Annotated in this window: 20 protein-coding genes; 15 read left to right on the forward strand and 5 right to left on the reverse strand. The window is 54.3% G+C overall.

Annotated elements, in window-relative coordinates:
- Position 1 precedes the first annotated feature (1 nt).
- Positions 2-1,162, reverse strand: a complete 1,161-nt coding sequence (gene ampH / locus N2K86_RS04490) for a D-alanyl-D-alanine-carboxypeptidase/endopeptidase AmpH (RefSeq protein WP_260660616.1) — start codon at positions 1,160-1,162, stop codon at positions 2-4.
- A gap of 203 nt (positions 1,163-1,365) precedes the next feature.
- Here ampH and N2K86_RS04495 point away from each other — a divergent pair, with 203 nt between their 5' ends.
- The 3 genes from N2K86_RS04495 (at position 1,366) to N2K86_RS04505 (ending at position 4,346) form a co-directional block, all read left to right on the forward strand.
- Complete coding sequence (locus tag N2K86_RS04495) at positions 1,366-1,899, forward strand: isochorismatase family protein (RefSeq protein WP_260660617.1); 534 nt, start codon at positions 1,366-1,368, stop codon at positions 1,897-1,899.
- Positions 1,900-2,013: 114 nt separating this feature from the next.
- Positions 2,014-3,234 (forward strand): peptide antibiotic transporter SbmA, encoded by a 1,221-nt coding sequence (gene sbmA, locus N2K86_RS04500; RefSeq protein WP_260660618.1) that lies wholly within the window; start codon positions 2,014-2,016, stop codon positions 3,232-3,234.
- A gap of 14 nt (positions 3,235-3,248) precedes the next feature.
- Positions 3,249-4,346: a DUF1615 domain-containing protein gene (locus N2K86_RS04505; RefSeq protein ID WP_260660619.1), complete on the forward strand. Its 1,098-nt coding sequence runs from the start codon at positions 3,249-3,251 to the stop codon at positions 4,344-4,346.
- On the opposite strand, the gene N2K86_RS04510 is transcribed toward N2K86_RS04505, so the two are convergent.
- Complete coding sequence (locus tag N2K86_RS04510) at positions 4,343-4,645, reverse strand: YaiY family protein (protein ID WP_260660620.1); 303 nt, start codon at positions 4,643-4,645, stop codon at positions 4,343-4,345. The genes N2K86_RS04505 and N2K86_RS04510 overlap by 4 nt on opposite strands.
- A 248-nt stretch (positions 4,646-4,893) precedes the next feature.
- Between N2K86_RS04510 and N2K86_RS04515 the strand changes: the two genes are divergently transcribed.
- Positions 4,894-5,130, forward strand: coding sequence for a DUF2754 family protein (locus N2K86_RS04515; protein ID WP_010427988.1), 237 nt, complete (start codon positions 4,894-4,896; stop codon positions 5,128-5,130).
- Here the strand turns inward: N2K86_RS04515 and ddlA are convergent.
- Positions 5,127-6,227, reverse strand: coding sequence for a D-alanine--D-alanine ligase (gene ddlA / locus N2K86_RS04520; RefSeq protein ID WP_260660621.1), 1,101 nt, complete (start codon positions 6,225-6,227; stop codon positions 5,127-5,129). The genes N2K86_RS04515 and ddlA overlap by 4 nt on opposite strands.
- A 102-nt stretch (positions 6,228-6,329) precedes the next feature.
- Between ddlA and N2K86_RS04525 the strand changes: the two genes are divergently transcribed.
- The 6 genes from N2K86_RS04525 (at position 6,330) to adrA (ending at position 11,998) form a co-directional block, all read left to right on the forward strand.
- Entirely contained in the window at positions 6,330-7,013 is a 684-nt protein-coding gene (locus N2K86_RS04525; RefSeq protein WP_260660622.1) for an extensin-like domain-containing protein, read from the forward strand.
- Between the two features lie 169 nt (positions 7,014-7,182).
- Entirely contained in the window at positions 7,183-8,397 is a 1,215-nt protein-coding gene (locus N2K86_RS04530) for a multidrug efflux MFS transporter (protein ID WP_260660623.1), read from the forward strand.
- A gap of 206 nt (positions 8,398-8,603) precedes the next feature.
- Positions 8,604-8,864, forward strand: coding sequence for an anti-adapter protein IraP (gene iraP, locus N2K86_RS04535; RefSeq protein WP_042716702.1), 261 nt, complete (start codon positions 8,604-8,606; stop codon positions 8,862-8,864).
- A 99-nt stretch (positions 8,865-8,963) separates the two neighbouring features.
- Positions 8,964-10,379, forward strand: a complete 1,416-nt coding sequence (gene phoA / locus N2K86_RS04540; protein ID WP_260660624.1) for an alkaline phosphatase — start codon at positions 8,964-8,966, stop codon at positions 10,377-10,379.
- A gap of 92 nt (positions 10,380-10,471) precedes the next feature.
- Positions 10,472-10,792 carry a phosphate starvation-inducible protein PsiF gene (gene psiF / locus N2K86_RS04545; RefSeq protein WP_260660625.1) on the forward strand — a complete coding sequence of 107 codons (321 nt, stop codon included), beginning with the start codon at positions 10,472-10,474 and terminating at the stop codon, positions 10,790-10,792.
- 102 nt (positions 10,793-10,894) lie between these two features.
- Positions 10,895-11,998 carry a diguanylate cyclase AdrA gene (gene adrA, locus N2K86_RS04550; RefSeq protein WP_260660626.1) on the forward strand — a complete coding sequence of 368 codons (1,104 nt, stop codon included), beginning with the start codon at positions 10,895-10,897 and terminating at the stop codon, positions 11,996-11,998.
- Between the two features lie 16 nt (positions 11,999-12,014).
- On the opposite strand, the gene proC is transcribed toward adrA, so the two are convergent.
- Positions 12,015-12,824, reverse strand: a complete 810-nt coding sequence (gene proC, locus N2K86_RS04555) for a pyrroline-5-carboxylate reductase (protein WP_260660627.1) — start codon at positions 12,822-12,824, stop codon at positions 12,015-12,017.
- Between the two features lie 105 nt (positions 12,825-12,929).
- On the opposite strand from proC, the gene N2K86_RS04560 reads away from it, so the two are divergent.
- From N2K86_RS04560 to ppnP, 5 genes are all read left to right on the forward strand, one after another.
- Complete coding sequence (locus tag N2K86_RS04560; RefSeq protein WP_260660628.1) at positions 12,930-13,388, forward strand: YaiI/YqxD family protein; 459 nt, start codon at positions 12,930-12,932, stop codon at positions 13,386-13,388.
- Positions 13,389-13,533: 145 nt separating this feature from the next.
- Complete coding sequence (gene aroL, locus N2K86_RS04565) at positions 13,534-14,058, forward strand: shikimate kinase AroL (protein WP_260660629.1); 525 nt, start codon at positions 13,534-13,536, stop codon at positions 14,056-14,058.
- A gap of 44 nt (positions 14,059-14,102) precedes the next feature.
- Positions 14,103-14,294 (forward strand): protein YaiA, encoded by a 192-nt coding sequence (gene yaiA, locus N2K86_RS04570; RefSeq protein ID WP_010428011.1) that lies wholly within the window; start codon positions 14,103-14,105, stop codon positions 14,292-14,294.
- 237 nt (positions 14,295-14,531) lie between these two features.
- Positions 14,532-15,209, forward strand: a complete 678-nt coding sequence (locus N2K86_RS04575) for an AroM family protein (protein ID WP_260660630.1) — start codon at positions 14,532-14,534, stop codon at positions 15,207-15,209.
- A 71-nt stretch (positions 15,210-15,280) separates the two neighbouring features.
- Positions 15,281-15,568, forward strand: coding sequence for a pyrimidine/purine nucleoside phosphorylase (ppnP, locus tag N2K86_RS04580; protein WP_042716688.1), 288 nt, complete (start codon positions 15,281-15,283; stop codon positions 15,566-15,568).
- A 46-nt stretch (positions 15,569-15,614) separates the two neighbouring features.
- On the opposite strand, the gene rdgC is transcribed toward ppnP, so the two are convergent.
- The gene (gene rdgC, locus N2K86_RS04585) at positions 15,615-16,529 is read right to left on the reverse strand and encodes a recombination-associated protein RdgC (RefSeq protein ID WP_260660631.1); all 915 of its coding nucleotides are present in this window, start codon (positions 16,527-16,529) and stop codon (positions 15,615-15,617) included.
- Positions 16,530-16,549 lie beyond the last annotated feature (20 nt).

A 16,549-nucleotide genomic window follows, 5' to 3' on the forward strand; every position in this document is an offset into this window, starting at 1 on the left:
ATCAGTTAGACGCGGTGAGAACCTGGGCTTTATTGGCGCTCAGTTCAGCCACTAAGTTATTAATTCCGTCACTCATATTAACGAAACGCGTGTTCGGCGAGCGGGTAACGACCACAAACGCCCCTACGTTGGACTGCGGGATCATCGCCATATAGGTGATGAATCCGCCGCCGCCGCCCGTTTTCTGAATAATGCCCGGGCGGCCGTCTTTCGGCGCCATGTACACCCAGCCCAAACCGAGGGCGTCGGCTTTACCCGGTACATCCATGCCGATAACGCGGGTCAGTTGGGTACGCTGATAAATCAGCGTTTGCATGCGATCGGCCTGGTGGGTGCGAGAGTAGAAATCCGAAGAGAGGAACTGCTGCATCCAGCGCATCATGTCGCCAGGCGTGGAATACACACCACCGCTGCCGATCGCCGCCAGGGTGTTATTACACGGGCTGGCACCTTTTTCAGCGACCATCAGGCGACGGCACTGGTCCGGGGAGGGGGTAAAGGTGGTGTCCTTCATCCCCAACGGACGGGTAATCTGCTCTTCAAACAGCTGAGGATAGGGTTTACCCGAAGCAGTCGATAACGCATCGGCCAGCAGATCAAACGCGAGGTTTGAATAGGCGGCCTGCGAACCCGGTGTGGTTTTCAGCGTCGCGGTGCTCAGGTAATTCCAGCGCTGTTCGCGCGTCGGCCAGACAAAGACGGGACGATGTGCCGCGCCGCCAGGTTGTTCTCGCGGCAGGGCACTGGTGTGGGTCGCCAGGTTGACCAGTCTGATTGGTGCACCCTGGTAAGTCGGGACGCGAGCGCCTGGAGGTGCGTATTTGCTGAGCGGGTCGTCGAGTTTAACCACGCCCTGGTCGAGAAGCTTCACCAGCATTTCGCTGGTCATCAGCTTGGTGATGGAGGCAATACGGATCACCGAATCCAACTGCGGGTGAATGTTATTCCCCGGACGCGTTTCACCAAAGCTGCGAAACACGCGCTGGTTACCGTCAATGACCACCAGCGCCATTCCCGTCCCGCCGCTGCCGTAATAGATCAGGTTCGCGTAGCGATCGGCGATATCAGAGGCTAAAACCGGGGCCGTCAGCGGCTGCGCTGCCTGGGCGGTGGAGAAGCTCACCGCGCATAGCGCGGCGAAAGTGAGCAGACAACGTTTCAACGAAAAGCATCCATCAAGTAAATAAGGAAAGTTAGGGTATTTATACTACTAATCGGTAAGCTGCAAAGGCCCGAATTGCATAACGATAGCGAGAAAAACGTAACCATGGGTAAATATGAACAATTTACTTGCGGCCTGGATCCCATTTTGTGACATCGGGCTTATGATAGGCAGCAGTGCAACTCAATCTTGCGGGGAACGGTATGTCTGATAAGCGTGTGGTTATGGTGGTTGATATGCAGAATGGGGTATTCGAGACGCCGCGTCATCAGCGCGAGAAATGTGTCTCACTGATCAACCAGCTTACGCAGGCTGCCGACAGGGTGGTTTTTATACAGCATACCGAAGCCGGGGGCCTGGAAGAGGGAAGTGAAGGGTTTGCGTTGCTTCCGGAGCTAAACCAGCCAGCAGGTGCGTTGTACGTCACCAAAACCGCCTGCGATGCCTTCTATAACACCGCGCTTGAGACGCTGCTGCGTGAGCAGGGCATTCGCGAGTTTGTCATTTGCGGCTGTGCCACCGATTACTGTGTCGATGCCACCCTCAAAAACGGCGTCAGCCGGGGCTACCATATCACGGTTGCTGAGGATGCCCACACCACGGCCAATCGCCCGGCGGCAGAAGCCCAGGTTCTGATTGCCCACTACAACGATGTCTGGCGTGACTTTATCGCCCCTGCCAATCCACCGTCGGTGAAACGCACCGAAACAATTCTCGAAAACTGGAAAGCGAACTAATAATAAACCCACGGGTCTGACCTTTTTGCCTGCGCCACTGGCGGGTTCAGGTCAGATTTTCGTGTGGCGATGTGTTGAGCACAGCAACAGCCAGAACAACAAGAAGGAAGCACAATGTTTAAGTCTTTTTTCCCAAAGCCGGGGCCTTTTTTCCTGTCGGCATTTATTTGGGCACTGATTGCTGTCATTTTCTGGCAGGCGGGCGGCGGTGCATGGCTGACGCGCATCACGGGAGCTACGGGTGAGGTGCCAATTAGCGCCGCGCGCTTCTGGTCGCTCAGCTACCTGCTGTTTTACGCCTACTACACGGTCTGCGTGGGGCTGTTTGCGCTGTTCTGGTTTATGTATTCTCCGCACCGCTGGCAGTACTGGTCGATTTTGGGCACCTCGCTGATCATCTTTGTGACCTGGTTCCTGGTCGAAGTTGGCGTGGCGGTGAACGCCTGGTATGCCCCCTTTTACGATCTGATCCAGACGGCGCTGAGTTCCCCGCATAAGGTGACGATTAACCAGTTTTACCATGAGGTGGGTATCTTCCTCGGCATCGCCCTGATTGCGGTCATCATTGGGGTGATGAACAATTTCTTCGTTAGCCACTACGTCTTCCGCTGGCGTACCGCCATGAACGAGCACTATATGGCGCACTGGCAGCACCTGCGTCATATCGAAGGTGCCGCGCAGCGTGTGCAGGAAGACACCATGCGTTTTGCCTCTACGCTTGAAGACATGGGTGTCAGTTTTATCAACGCCATTATGACGCTGATCGCCTTCCTGCCGGTGCTGGTGACGCTCTCCGCGCACGTGCCGGAACTGCCGATTATTGGTCACCTGCCGTATGGTCTGGTTATCGCCGCGATTGTCTGGTCGTTGATGGGCACGGGGCTGCTGGCGGTGGTCGGCATCAAGCTGCCGGGGCTGGAGTTTAAAAATCAGCGTGTCGAAGCGGCTTATCGTAAAGAGTTGGTCTACGGTGAAGATGATGCTAACCGCGCCTCGCCACCGACCGTACGCGAGCTGTTTGGCGCGGTGCGTCGCAACTACTTCCGCCTCTATTTCCACTACATGTATTTCAACATTGCGCGCATTCTGTATCTTCAGGTCGACAACGTTTTCGGCTTGTTCCTGCTGTTCCCGTCGATTGTTGCGGGTACGATTACGCTGGGCCTGATGACGCAAATCACCAACGTCTTTGGCCAGGTGCGCGGCTCGTTCCAGTATTTGATCAGCTCCTGGACCACGCTGGTGGAATTAATGTCCATCTACAAACGTTTACGCAGTTTCGAGCGTGAGCTGGACGATGCAGATCTGCAGGAAGTCACCAACACATTTAGCTAATACAGGGAATTGCTATGTCTTTTGCCGTACCGCGTTCGTTATCGCTGTCCTTACTTGCTGTCCTGGTACTGGCGGGGTGTGCCGAGAAAGGGGCCACGCCACTTAAAAAAGGGGAAACGCCCGTAGACGTGGCGAGCGTTGTCCGGCAAAAAATGCCCTCCAGCGTGCAGGATCGCAATGCGTGGGCGGACGCGCTGGCAAAGACCTTTGAAAGTCAGAAAATTGCCCCCACCGAGGAGAATATCTGTTCGGTGCTGGCGGTGGCGCAGCAGGAATCAATGTACCAGTCAGACCCGGTCGTGCCGGGTCTGAACAAAATTGCCTGGAAGGAGATCGACCGCCGCGCGGAATCGATGCATATTCCGGTGTTCCTGGTCCATACCGCGCTTAAATTCACCTCACCAAACGGCAAAAGCTACAGCGAACGGCTGGATACGGTGAAAACCGAGAAACAGCTAAGCGCCATTTTCGATGACTTCATCAACATGGTGCCGATGGGGCAAAAACTGTTTGGCTCGCTTAATCCGGTGCACACCGGCGGTCCGATGCAGGTCAGCATCGCGTTTGCAGAAAAACATACCGACGGTTATCCGTGGAAAATAGACGGTACGGTGCGTCAGGAGGTCTTCTCCCTGCGCGGCGGGCTCTGGTTTGGCACTTATCACCTTCTTAACTACCCGGCGAATTACAGCGAGCCGCTGTACCGCTTTGCAGACTTTAACGCGGGCTGGTATGCCAGCCGGAACGCAGCGTTCCAGAATGCCGTGAGCCGGGCATCCGGGGTGAAACTGGCGCTGGATGGCGATCTGATTGCCTACGGCAGCAGCGAAGCGGGTACGACCGAACGTGCAGTGCGCAAACTGGCGACAAAGCTGGATATGAGCAATAGCGATATTCGCCGTCAGCTGGAAAAGGGCGACAGTCTGGCATTTGAGAAAACGGATTTGTATCAGCAGGTCTTTGCGCTGGCAGAGAAGAAAAGTGGAAAAGCGTTACCGAGGGCTATCCTGCCCGGCATTCAGCTCGAGAGCCCGAAGATCACGCGTAACCTGACTACTGCATGGTTCGCGAAACGCGTCGATGACCGCCGGGCTCGCTGTATGGGGCTTTAGAAACGACGACGGAGGCGAAGCACTAAGGCAATGACGCCAAGAATCATACACCCGACGAGGAAGGGGACCAGGCCAAACAGGGTGCTTACCCCGAAACCGATCTCAACGCGTGGGCGTCCGCTATCCTGAACCTGCATCAGGTGTTCATAAACGCCAGGCGCATGAACCAGCATATTGAGTAGCTGTGAGCCTGCCCAGAAGCAGAACAGCACAAACAGGGCATAGACGATATTACCCGCCGTGGAGGTTTTTGGTTGTTTGCCGCCAAAAATCGGTTTCGACAATGTAAAATCAGCCATAAAGACCTCCCGAAATGTCACTCTGTTTTATACGTTTCGTATAGGGTGAGTTTGACAGGTCATCGCATTTGTCAATATCAGAATCGTGGTAATTTACCCTCAGGAATGCTCCTGGATTGTTGATTTCTGCATCACATCACAATTTGATCACTTAAGTGAAATTGCGTCGCGTTTCAGAATTTCCGCATTCGCCACAGACCCGGCCATAAAACTGTGAGAGGATGTCTTTTTTTTCTGCCGGAGTTGTTATGAAGCTCACGTCCAAACTACGCCGTGACTGGCATTACTACGCCTTTGCTATTGGGTTGATCTTTATTCTGAACGGTGTTGTGGGGCTATTGGGGTTTGAGGCAAAAGGCTGGCAAACCTATGCCGTGGGGCTGGTGACCTGGGTGATTAGTTTCTGGCTGGCAGGGTTGATTATCCGCCGCCGTCCTGAAGAGACGACAGCGGAAGAGACGGAAACGGTGAAGAAAACCGATTAACCGTTTACGGAGCTTTTAAGGGCGCTGTCAGCGGCGTGACGCTCCAGCGCCAGTTCGATCAGGCGGGTGATGAGTTCCGGATAACTCATTCCGCTGGCCTGCCACAGTTTCGGATACATGCTGATGTTGGTGAAGCCTGGCAGCGTGTTGATCTCGTTAATGACCACGTCGTTTTCCGGCGTCAGGAACACATCAACGCGAGCCATACCGCAGCAGCCCAGCGCCTGATAGGCTTCTACGGCGATCGCGCGGATCTTATCGATGATGACCGGATCGATAGCCGCAGGTACCACAACCTGCGCGCCTTTATCATCAATGTATTTGGTATCGTAAGAGTAAAAATCGCTGTTCAACACCACTTCACCGCAGGTGCTCGCCTGTGGGTAATCATTTCCCAGCACGGCGCACTCAATTTCGCGGCCTTTGATACCCTGTTCAACCACCACTTTGTGGTCAAAATCGAACGCCAGACGCACGGCGTCGGTAAATTGCGCTTCGGTGGTAACTTTACTGACGCCAACGGAGGAGCCCTGATTCGCCGGTTTGACGAACAGTGGCAGGCCGAGCTGGCTGGAAAGCTGCGCGAAATCGAATTTCTCGCGGTTGGCGCGGGTGAGCGTGACAAACGGCGCAATATTCAGCCCGGCATCGCGCAGCAGACGCTTGGTGACGTCTTTATCCATACAGGCGGCGGAGCCCAGCACGTCGGAGCCGACAAACGGCAGGTTCGCCATGCGCAACATTCCCTGCAAAGAACCGTCTTCGCCCAGCGTGCCGTGCACGATAGGGAAAATAACGTCAATCTGAGCCAGCGCCTGCGCATTACCGGCGTCGATAAATTGCCCCTGAAGCAGGCCTGGTACGGTCGCGACGCTGGTTTCTGAAGGGTTAAGGGCGATGTGCGCCGGATCGTTGGCATTGATCAGGTACTGGCTGGCATCGTTGACATGCCACTGACCCTGTTTATCAATACCCAGCAGCACCACGTCGAAACGGCTTTTGTCGATCGCATCGACAATATTTTTGGCCGATTGTAATGACACCTCGTGCTCTGCTGATTTTCCCCCAAAGACAATACCTACGCGCTGCTTTGCCATCTCACTCTCTTCCAGTCTGTCGAAAAGCCAATAACATACCACGATGCCCTGCGGGTTTCGCGGCCTTCTGCCATAATGTTTTGGGGTGTCGTGGGGGGGCGTGTGAAAGGAAAAAATCTGCTAGCCGTTTTCATTATTGTGGCTGTCGCAACGGCGGGTTACCGCTGGTTGCCGTCTCATTACAACCCTTTTACGCCGCTTACCCTTGACGATCCTCCCGGAAAAATCACCCAGTTCAAGCTTCGGCGCTTAACGCCGGAGGCCTGCAAAAGCCTGTTAACCGAGGCAAATCAAAGAGCACTTATCCGCACGCAGCCGGTGGCTGACAGCGCGGGAGCATGCCCGCTCAGTAACGTGGTGCGCGTGAGTAACTTCGGTCCGGTCAGCCTGAACAGCAGTTTTCTGGCCAGTTGTCCTCTGGCATTAAGCTCTGCGCTGTTTGTCAGTCAGCAGGCCCGACCACTGACGAAAAGCTGGATGGGCAGCGAGCTTACGCGCATCGACCATCTGGGAAGCTACGCCTGTCGTAATATTTACGGCCGCCCGGATGCACGACGCAGTGAACATGCCACGGCAGAGGCGCTGGACATCAGCGCATTTCGGCTGGCAAACGGTGAGCGGATCACCATTCTGGCGGGCTGGTCGTCGGCTAAAACCCAGCCGTGGCTTCAGGCTCTGCTGGCGGCGAGCTGTGGGTATTACGGTAACGGTCTGGGGCCAGAATATAACGCGGCCCACGCTAATCATTTCCATCTTGGGATGCGCGGCTTTGGCCTGTGTCACTGAAGCATAATCTTTCGTCAGAAAGTGGATAATTTGTGACTTATTTCACAAATATGATGACTGGGAAGATAAAACACTAAAGTCCGCAAGGCCGCATCTCTGGTGCGACGTCAACGCGCGTAACTTGCTAATCTGTCGGCGAATTCGCCTAAAAATGAAGACTATTTCTGTTATGGAATCCTGGAAAGTTAACCTCATCTCGGTCTGGTTCGGCTGTTTCTTTACCGGACTGGCCATTAGCCAGATTTTACCCTTTCTGCCGCTGTACGTGTCTCAGCTGGGGGTGACCTCCCATGAAGCCCTCTCTATGTGGTCAGGGTTGACGTTCAGCGTCACGTTTCTGGTTTCGGCCATCGTCTCACCGATGTGGGGAAGTCTGGCGGACAGAAAAGGCCGCAAGCTGATGCTGCTGCGTGCCTCCCTCGGCATGGCGATCGCCATCTTGCTTCAGGCTTTTGCCACCAACGTCTGGCAGCTGTTTATCCTGCGGGCAATCATGGGGCTGACTTCCGGGTATATTCCCAACGCGATGGCGCTGGTGGCCTCGCAGGTACCGCGTGAACGTAGCGGCTGGGCGCTGAGTACGCTCTCTACCGCGCAGATCAGCGGGGTCATCGGCGGTCCTCTGCTGGGGGGCTTCCTCGCGGATCACGTGGGGCTGCGAGCGGTATTTTTCATCACCGCGATACTGCTGGTGATCAGTTTTCTGGTGACGCTTTTTCTGATCAAAGAAGGGGGGCGTCCCGTTGTCAGCAAATCAGAACGCCTGAGCGGCCGGGCGGTCTTTGCCTCGCTGCCTTATCCCGGCCTGATGATCAGCCTTTTTGTCACCACCATGGTGATCCAACTGTGTAATGGTTCCGTCGGGCCTATTCTGGCGCTGTTTATCAAGTCGATGGAGCCAGACAGCAACAATATCGCTTTTCTCGCGGGGTTGATTGCGGCGGTGCCTGGCGTGTCGGCGCTGATCTCTGCGCCGCGGCTTGGCAAACTGGGCGACAGAATTGGCACGGCGCGCATCCTGATGGCCACGCTGATATTTGCGGTCATACTCTTTTTTGCTATGTCATTCGTAACGACCCCGCTTCAGCTTGGCGTGCTGCGCTTCTTGCTTGGCTTTGCCGATGGGGCCATGTTGCCCGCCGTGCAAACACTGCTGGTGAAATATTCCAGTGACCAGGTCACCGGGCGTATTTTTGGGTATAACCAGTCGTTCATGTATTTGGGCAACGTTGCCGGTCCGCTTATTGGTGCATCCGTTTCCGCGATGGCCGGTTTCCGTTGGGTATTTGCCGCGACGGCAGTGGTGGTGTTGATAAATATTATCCAGCTGGCTATGGCTCTGCGTCGTCGCAGACAATTAGCGCAGGCAAAAGGAGTTCGTTAACGCTGGGGATGTATTATATATTTTTATGGCTGCCGCTTTTTTATATAACAAAAAGCGGCCTGTTGTTATAGAAAAACGTTTCGCTGCGGTGCGCGCCTCGCTATTTTTGACGTAACGTCACTTTTGCATAAGATAATACTTTTCTCCTCTTTGCATAAATCATTGAGAGTGCTAATTTCAGGGAAAACCCATAAGGAAATAGCACCATGAAGAATCTCATTACTGAGTTGTTGGTTAAGCTTGCACAAAAGGAAGAAGAGTCGAAAGAATTGGTCGCTCAGGTTGAGGCGCTGGAAATAGTCGTTACCGCGCTACTCAGACATATGGCTGCCCAGGATCAACAGGCGTTAATTGACAGCATCGAAAGCGCGCTGGACAACGCCAAACCGGATTCACAGGTTCCGCCTGAGGACGCCGAGATGCTCCATCAATACATAAAAAAGCTGTTAAGGCATCCGCGCAGCTAAACTGTCACAATGTGTGACGGGCTGTCATAGAAATGTCATGCCGGTTGCCTATAGTCGCTCTGTTTTTATTTTTATGTATTTGTACATGGAGAAAATAAATTGAAACAGAGCGCGCTTTTTATCGTATTAACCCCACTGTTATTTGCCCCCACTCTTCACGCTGAAACCGCGAATATGAACGTCCTCGAACATCGTGCTGCGCAGGGGGATATCACCCAGCCCGGTGGTGCGCGCCGTCTGTCAGAGGATCAGACTGCCGCCATTCGAGCTTCGCTGAATGAAAACCCCGCTAAAAATATTATTCTGCTGATTGGCGACGGAATGGGTGATTCCGAAATTACGGCGGCGAGAAATTATGCCGAAGGGGCAGGCGGCTATTTTAAAGGCATCGATGCGCTGCCTCTGACGGGACAATATACCCATTACTCGCTGGATAAAAAAACCGGTAAACCGGATTACGTCACGGATTCAGCCGCGTCAGCAACGGCGTGGGCAACCGGTGTGAAAACCTATAATGGCGCGCTGGGTGTCGATATTCACGAGAAAGATCATCAAACCATTCTGGAGATGGCGAAAGCGGCGGGACTGGCAACCGGCAACGTCTCCACCGCTGAGCTTCAGGATGCCACCCCGGCCGCGTTGATGTCGCACGTGACCTCGCGTAAATGCTATGGCCCGTCGGTGACCAGCGAAAAATGTCCGACCAATGCGCTGGAAAAGGGCGGTAAAGGCTCGATCGCTGAACAGATGCTGAACGCGCGCCCTGACGTAACGCTGGGCGGTGGAGCGAAAACCTTTGCCGAAACGGCGACAGCCGGTGAATGGCAGGGTAAAACGCTGCGTGAGCAGGCGCAGGCGCGCGGCTATCAACTGGTGAACGACGCGGGTTCTCTGGCGGCAATTACCGAAGCAAACCAGGACAAGCCGCTGCTTGGACTGTTCTCTGACGGCAATATGCCGGTGCGCTGGGAAGGGCCAAAAGCCTCGTACCACGGCAATATCGATAAGCCAGCGGTGACCTGTACGCCAAACCCGAAACGGAATGACAGCGTTCCTACGCTGGCGGCGATGACGGACAAAGCCATCTCTCTGCTGAGCAAGAGCGAAAAAGGCTTCTTCCTGCAGGTTGAAGGGGCGTCAATCGATAAGCAAGACCACGCGGCGAATCCGTGCGGGCAGATTGGCGAAACGGTGGATCTCGACGAAGCGGTGCAAAAAGCGCTCGCGTTTGCGAAGAAAGACGGTAACACGCTGGTGGTTGTCACCGCTGACCACGCGCACGCCAGCCAGATTATCCCTCCCGATACCAAAGCACCCGGTCTGACGCAGGCGCTGACGACCAAAGATGGTGCCGTGATGGTGATGAGCTATGGCAATTCTGAAGAAGAGTCTATGGAACATACCGGCACACAGCTACGCATCGCTGCGTACGGCCCACATGCTGCGAACGTGGTGGGTCTGACTGACCAGACCGATCTGTTCTACACCATGAAGGCCGCGCTTGGGCTGAAATAAGTCCGTCACCCGGCGGAAATCGTGGCTGCCGGGTGGTATTTTCCCCGTCACGAACCAGACTTAGAGTGGAAATTCACATAAAGGATAGTGCAATGAAAACGACAATACTGGTTACCTTACTCTCAGGCGTGTTCTTGATGGCTTCTGCGAATGCGGAAGAAAAGACCTTAACGCCCCAGCAGCAGCGTATGACAACCTGTAATCAACAGGCGACCTCGCAATCTCTGAAGGGCGATGCCCGTAAGACTTACATGAGCGACTGCCTTAAAAACGGTGCCTCGAAACCGGATGAAAAAAGCCTGACGCCGCAGCAGCAAAAAATGCGCGAGTGTAATGCGAAGGCAACCGAGCATTCTCTGAAAGGGGATGACCGCAGTAAGTTCATGAGCGCCTGCCTGAAGAAAAAAGTGTAGTGCTAACGGGTGAGTTGCTGTCGAGGCTCACCCGAAATTTCATACTTTCCCCTACATCCCCCTCTCTATAATTTGGGAAAATGTTTCAGAATATTCCCAAAAATGATGAATGATGAAATCTATTACAACAAAGAGAGCATTCAGGAAGAGTGGAATAAACATCTTTCTCAGGATGACTCACACCGCTCCGGAATACGTTTTTGCCGGCGGGTAAGGCTGGCGCGTGCGGTGGGGCTGGCCGCGATGTTTTTTCCCGTCGCAGGCGTGCTGGTCACCCATTTTCTTCCTGGCGGCTGGTGGTTATTACTGGTGGGGTGGGCCTTTGTCTGGCCCCATCTCGCCTGGCAACTTGCCTGCCGTTCATCCAAACCGTTTTGCAGTGAAATCGTTAACCTGAAGGTAGATGCAATCATCGCCGGTGTCTGGATTGGCCTGATGGGCCTGAATGCGCTGCCTACGGCGGCGCTGATCATGATGATCGGCATGAATATGATGGGGTCAGGCGGTTTTCGGCTGTTTATTGCCGGTATTATCATTATCCTGTTTTCCGCTTTGGTCACGCTGCAGCTGAACGGCAGCGTGATTATGCTTTATTCTGAGCCGCTGGAGTGGTGGCTGACGCTACCGGTTCTGATGCTGTACCCGATGCTATTTGCCTGGCTCAGTCACCGGACGGCGGTTCGGCTGGCTGAGCATAAACGGCGGCTTGAGCTAATGAGCACGCGCGACGGGATGACGGGGGTGTTCAATCGCCGCCACTGGGAAACGCTTTTGCGCAATGAATATGAGCAATGCCGTCGCAGCCATCAAACGGCGACAATATTGCTCATCGACATTGATCACTTTAAGAGCATTAACGATACATGGGGCCATGACGTCGGCGATGAGGCGATAGTGGCTATCACCCGCCAGCTGCAGTTGACGTTACGCTCGTGTGATTTTATTGGCCGTTTCGGTGGGGATGAATTTGCCGTGATTATGTCCGGTACGCCTGCAGAAAGTGCCATTGCCGCGATGTCCCGCGTACACGAACGTCTGGTCAACATGCCGCTCCCCGGAGCACCTTCAGAGAGGGTCCGTATTAGCGTCGGGATTGCCCCCTGGGGACCGCAATTCGGACACTACCGCGAATGGTTAAAAGCAGCAGATGTTGCACTCTATAAAGCTAAAAATGCCGGACGAGGCCGCACCGAAGTGGCAGCCTGACGCCCGGCTCTGTTTATCAGGATTTACTCAGCTTCTCTGATTTTTCCATGCATTTTGCCATCGCCTCGATGACGGCAGCACGGAATCCGCGCTCTTCCAGCACACGCACGGCTTCAATCGTTGTGCCGCCCGGAGAGCAGACCATATCCTTCAGTTCACCCGGATGTTTACCCGTCTCCAGTACCATTTTGGCAGAGCCCATGACGGCCTGCGCGGCGAATTTATACGCCTGCGCGCGCGGCATACCGCCCAGCACCGCGGCATCCGCCATCGCTTCAATAAACATAAAGACATACGCGGGGGCTGAACCGCTTACGCCGACAACCGGATGGATCATCGATTCAGAAATGACTTCTGCCTCACCGAAGCAGCGGAAAATGTTCAGGACATCCGCCACGTCTTCGGAGGTGACCAGCGCGTTAGGGGTGATAGATGTCATCCCGGCGTTGACCAGAGAAGGGGTATTTGGCATTGCGCGGACGATTTTACGGTCGTGACCGAGTGCGCGAGCCAGCTGGTCGAGCGTCACACCGGCGGCAATGGACACCACCAGCGTCTCTTTATTCAGACTGGAGGTGATATCGCTCAGCACTTTGATCATGATGTTCGGCTTCACGGCACCAAAGACGATATCCGCGACCTGGGCGACCTCCTGTGCGCTTTCGGCGGCGTTGATACCGTACTCATCATGCAACGCTGCGACTTTATCCGGTGATGGGGTATAGACCCAAATCTGTCCCGGTAGTACCTGCCCGCTGGCGATCAGGCCACCCAGGATGGCTTTGCCCATGTTACCGCAGCCGATAAACCCGATTTTCTTGTCCATCACGTCTCTCCGTTATTATGCGTTGTTATCTCTGATTGATAGGCTTATAGCTTAACAACGAAAAGCAGGCGACAATAGCCGTCAATGCGATAGAAGGGTGACAACATGGCGATTTGGGTTGATGCGGATGCCTGTCCGAATGTGATTAAAGAGATTTTGTTCCGCGCCGCCGAGCGCGTGCAGATGCCATTAACGCTGGTGGCGAACCAGAATATCCGCGTGCCGCCTTCCCGGTTCATCCGCTCTTTGCGCGTACCGGCCGGGTTCGATGTGGCGGATAATGAGATTGTGCGGCTGTGCAGCGCCGAGGATTTAGTGATCACGGCGGATATTCCCCTGGCCGCGGAAGTGCTGGAGAAAGGGGCGGCAGCGCTGAACCCGCGCGGTGAACGTTATTCGCCGTCGACGATTAGGGAAAAGCTCACCATGCGCGATTTTATGGACACCATGCGCGCCAGCGGCATACAGACTGGCGGGCCGGATAGTCTGTCCCAGCGTGACCGCCAGCAGTTTGCTGCCGAGCTGGATAAATGGCTGCTGGAAGTAAAGCGCCGCACGGCGTAATGATAACCATTGTCAAAATGTGGTACAGTGTGGCCTCCACAGGGTTGTCATCCCGTACCGCTTTGCAGTAAAGTAAACGCAACATCTTCTGCAATCATTTCTTTACAGTCTTCAGCCTTCCGGCATCAAGGGGAAACACCTGGTTATGAACCCACCCATCTTTTTAGTTGGCCCTCGCGGCTGTGGGAAAACCACCGTTGGCCTGGAACTGGCGCGCGTGTGCCAGAGTCAATTTGTTGATACCGATCACTGGCTTCAGGAACATGCGGCTCAAACCATCGCAGAGATTGTCGAAAAAGAGGGCTGGGAGAGCTTTCGCGCGCGTGAAACCGCCGCGCTGGAAGCGGTAACGTCACCTGCGACTGTCATTGCAACGGGAGGCGGCATTATTCTGGCGGAGTACAACCGGCAGTTTATGCGCGAAAAAGGGATTGTGATTTATCTCTGCGCGGCGGTCTCTACCCTGGTTGGACGTCTTGAAGCGTTTCCGGAAGAGGGGCAGCGTCCTGCGCTGACCGCGAAGCCGCTCAGCGAAGAAGTGAGTGAGGTGCTTGCGGAACGCGATGCGTTATACCGCGAGGTGGCACACCACGTTGTGGATGCCTCTGCTTCACCTGAAGAGGTTGTTATTCAGATTATTACCGCCCTTCGTTTGGCCTGCGCCAGCTAACTGCCGTCTATACTCATAGCTCAGACATAAAAAAAGGATGAGCTATGCCAACCAGACCTCCCTATCCGCGTGAAGCACGCATTGTCACCGTCGAAAAAGGTCATGCCGACCACACCGTGACCTGGTATCAGCTGCGTGCCGATCACCCCAAACCCGATTCGCTGATCAGCGAACATGAAACCGAACAAGAAGCGCTGGATGCGAAACGGCGCTACGAAGATCCCGATAAGTCCTGATTAAATTCCTAAACCACGCAAAATAGTGCCTGAATCACACTTTTAACGCATCGTGAATGTTAAGCACGAGTTAATATTCAGTTATTACAGGGTGATTCGGTATGGCCCTGGGATCTTTACATTTCGGTGCAGAGATCCCCTGCTACGCTTGGTGCTGTTTTGTTGAAAAAACGAACGGTGCAGCGTAGTGAGCCTGTACCTGTGTAACAGTTGTGGTAGTAATGGAAGGCGATCAAAATGAAGGCGACATTGGCGATCCTCACTATTGGTGTGGTCCCTGTAAGCGAAGTATTACCGCTCTTAACCGAGCATGTCTCTGAACAACAGATCACCCATCTTAGCCTGTTGGGTAAGATGAGTCGTGAAGAGGTAATGGAAGACTACGCGGTGGATGAAGGGGAGGATCTCCTGGCGACGTTATTAAGTGACGGTAAACTGGCGCATGTGTCACGCCAGAAAATCGAGCGCGCGCTTCAGGGTGTTATTGAAGTGCTCGATAATCAGGGTTATGACGTCATTTTATTAATGAGCACCGCACCGATCACAGGACTGGTTGCGCGTAATGCGATTTTGCTGGAACCGATGAGAATTATTCCGCCGCTAGTGGCCTCGATTGTCGACGGTCATCAGGTGGGGGTCATCGTTCCCATCGAGGAACTGATGGATAACCAGGAGGCAAAATGGCACGTGCTGGAAAAAGTCCCGTTCTATGCGCTGGCTAATCCGTTCTGGGACAGTGAAGAAGCGCTCATTGCCGCAGGACGGGAGCTGATGGAGAGAGGCGCGGATGTGTTGATTCTGGACTGCCTCGGCTTCCATCAGCACCATCGCGATTTACTGCAAAAAGCACTCGATATACCGGTGCTGTTGTCCAATGTTCTGATGGCGCGTCTGGCGTCCGAATTACTGGTGTAATGATTTTGCGTGACAGGCCATGAGCATGGCCCCTATAGTGGATTTTTATCTATAAATATAAGGGCCAGTTCATGCTTCAAAGTAACGAATACTTTTCCGGTAAAGTGAAATCCATCGGTTTTACCAGCAGCAGCACTGGCCGCGCCAGTGTCGGCGTTATGGCGGAAGGGGAATATACCTTTGGCACTGCGGAAGCAGAAGAGATGACGGTTGTTAGCGGCGCGCTGAACGTCTTACTGCCGGGTGAAACGGAATGGAAAGTTTACGCTGCCGGACAAGTGTTCAACGTCCCTGCCCACAGTGAATTCCATCTGCAGGTTGCTGAACCTACCTCTTATCTGTGCCGCTACCTGAAATAATCTTATTCCCTCTCCCCTTTGGGGAGAGGGACAGGGTGAGGGGAGATTATCTCTGCGCTTCGCCGCCGAGACCTTCCACCAGATTCTGAATCAACGCGGCCAGTTCGCCGGTCATCAGGATGAAGTCCGCGTCAAAACGCTGGGCGTAATCTTCCCTGTCGATATCTTCGTTCTGATCGCGCAGCTCATCGCAGAATTTCAGGCGCTTCACGGAGCCGTCATCGCACATCACAAACTGAATGCGCTGCTGCCAGTCGAGTGCCAGTTTGGTCACGACTTTGCCCGCTTCAATGTGTACGGCGATCTCGTCGCTCACCAGATCCTGCTTCTTCGCGCGGATCACGCCGCCATCTTCCAGCAGGGCTTTCAGCTCGGCTTCATCAAGGATCTGGAAACCCTGTGCCGCAGCACCGCTGCGTACCCATTCGGTCAGCGTCAGCTCGATCGGCGTTTCCAGCGCCAGCGGAACGACCGGTAAAGAGCCAAGGCTTTTGCGCAGCAGGGCCAGCGTGTCTTCCGCTTTCTTGGCGCTGGCGCAGTCCACCATGATCAACCCGTTTACGGTGTCGATCCACATCATGGTCTGGCTGAAGCGGCTAAAGGCGCGCGGCAGCAGGGAGTGCAGCACTTCGTCTTTCAGCGAATCTTTTTCCGTCTTTTTCAGCTTACGGCCCTGTTCGGCTTCCAGCTTAAAGATTTTCGCTTCCAGCGCCTGCTTGACCACCGGCGTCGGCAGGATTTTTTCCTCTTTACGGGCGCAGACGATGATTTGACCGGTGCTGCTCACGTGGGTCAGGGCATCGCTTTGTGAACCCATCGGCGGAACCCAGCCGGTTTTGGCCATGTCCTGGCTACCGCAAGGGGAAAAGGAGTAAGCGGCTAACTGTTTTTCCATCTCTTCTGCACGCAGCGAAACGTCGCGGCTGAGACGGTAAACCATCAAATTTTTGAACCACAGCATGATAATTTCCACGGCCTTGT

The organism is Enterobacter mori (genome assembly GCF_025244905.1).
GTDB lineage: Bacteria > Pseudomonadota > Gammaproteobacteria > Enterobacterales > Enterobacteriaceae > Enterobacter > Enterobacter mori_A.